The following is a 2,112-nucleotide window of genomic DNA, read 5'->3' on the forward strand; positions in this document are numbered from 1 at the left end:
GAGAAAAATTCCTCCTATCTCTGGCGACTTTATTGGTTAATTTATGCGGCGATCGAGCATTTCTGGGCAAAAGAGAAGAATAATTTAGAATATAGTGCTGATTCACCCGCTTTATCGGCAAAATATCCCCTAAGTCTTCCTAATTCTCTGCTGATCACCTTCAAGCAACGTCTCCAGGATTGGCTAGAAAAACAAACCCAAGCGGATCCCTTCACGATCGGCAAACTCATCCAAGCGGCGATCGATCACTTCTTTTCCTCTCGCCAATCCCTGACATTTTCCGCCGTCAGCGAGCAACCTTGGCTAGAATCCGCCGATATCTTGGCTATTTCTCCCCAAGACTCCGAAAAACCGCGCCTTAACCCCGCTTATCCCCTTCCCCAGTCCCCAGGCACACCAGCCGAGCCTCATAGCACAAAAAAAGCTTTTAGTCAAGAAAAACAAAATAAATCTTTACAAAAAATCCCCCCGGCCGCCGCTGAAATTACTCCTGGAGAATCCCCCCCCGCAACCCAATTAGATCCCCGCTACGCTAGGGAGATAATTCAACCAATTAACGAAGAATGGTTAGAAACCGAATCAACCCCTGTCGGCTACGTTAAACACCCCTTAGAACGGATTTTAGAGGGATTAGATGCGATTATTTTATGGGTGGAGGAATTAGTTATTAAAATTTGGCGTTGGTTGCGGTACAATCGACGCATTTCTAAATTACTCAAACGCAAACGCTAAATCGATCGGTTTTGGGTATAGCCGATCGGGAAGTCTTTCTGTTGTGAGAAACTTGAGACTATCTTTAGGGACTTACCTCTGTCAATCTTAGGCGTTGCACTTCACTTTTGAATGGGCATTGGCTGATCGGCAGTTAAAGTCATGACCATAATCTCAAATTACCGAAATTTATCGACAAAAATAAGCTAAACTAACGGCAAAGATAATAAGTTTTGATTTTTTTACTTGGCATTACTTATGGACGGTATCTGTACCTTAGCCAACGATCGCATTTACGATCAATTAGTCGCCCTACTCAACAGCATCGAGGTCAATGGAGGAAAAGCTCTTCCTGTTTGTGTCTATCCCTACGATGACAACACCGAACGTATCAAGGCGGAAATTGCTCAACGTCCTAATGTAGAGTTATTTGATGATCGGGAAGTGATCGATCTCTGGGATAATTTCGCTAAATCTGCTTGGGAACCCCATCCTACCGCTAAAGAACGCTGGTTAAAGGCTGGTAGCAAAGGTTATCATCGTTTTGGTACCCATCGTCGTTATTGTGCCTTTGATGGGCCGTTCGATCGCTTTATCTACATGGATGGTGATACCCTATTGATGAGTCCCTTAGATCGGGTTTTTGCACAGTTAGATAATTATGATTGTGTGGTCTACGATTTTCAGCACAAAGATATCACCCACGTTTATGAAGTTACTTCCCCAAAATTATTAGAAATCTTTCCCCAAGAACGTCTTAACCAAGAAATTTTCTGTTCGGGTTTTTATGGCTCAAAAAAAGGTTTATTTGACGGGGAACGCCGTAATTGGCTCATAGAACAATTGCGAGCAGGAGAAGCAGAAATAGTTTATCCTATGGCAGTAGATCAACCTCTGTTAAATTATATGATGATGCGCTCAAATTTTTCTATATATAATCTAGCTCTTCAATTGCCTAAAGAAGAACGCACCGGCTGCTGTGTCACCTCTCCCCATTTTCAGGCTTTAGATAATATTCTTTATGACCACGACAAACGTTTGACATACCTTCACTACATTGGTTTATCTTCCTCTCTGTTCACGCGACTTTGTAGCGGTGAAAATCTCGATTTTCCCTATCGAGATATTTTCTTACACTATCGTTATCTCTACGAACCTAGTCAACGTCCTGTTTTTACCGATAGTCCCAAACCCTATCAACCACCGACCCCAACCTTTTGGCAAAAAGTAACCAGAAAACTCGGTTTAGGAAAATAATAATTAGGGTCTGCTGAAAAAGTTTGTTGGTGGGGGCAGGGTGTGGGGTGTGGGGTGTGGGGTGTAGGGTTTTACCGATTTTGAGGTAGTCAGTTACCTAATTTTCAGGGAAAAAGTACCTGAATTTTACCCCCGATCCCTCCA

Annotated in this window: 1 protein-coding gene and 1 pseudogene; both read left to right on the forward strand. The window is 42.9% G+C overall.

The features are described from left to right. Positions 1-732 (forward strand): annotated as a pseudogene (locus tag PX481_RS16685) (hypothetical protein); the annotation flags it as partial. 237 nt (positions 733-969) lie between these two features. Next, positions 970-1,968 carry an Npun_R2821/Npun_R2822 family protein gene (locus PX481_RS16690; protein ID WP_288059685.1) on the forward strand — a complete coding sequence of 333 codons (999 nt, stop codon included), beginning with the start codon at positions 970-972 and terminating at the stop codon, positions 1,966-1,968. Positions 1,969-2,112 lie beyond the last annotated feature (144 nt).

It is taken from the genome of Microcystis sp. M53603_WE2 (assembly GCF_030065435.1).

Excerpts from the sequence above, each read along its gene's own strand:
- PX481_RS16690 (WP_288059685.1), top strand. The coding sequence starts at position 970 with ATGGACGGTATCTGTACCTTAGCCAACGATCGCATTTACGATCAATTA.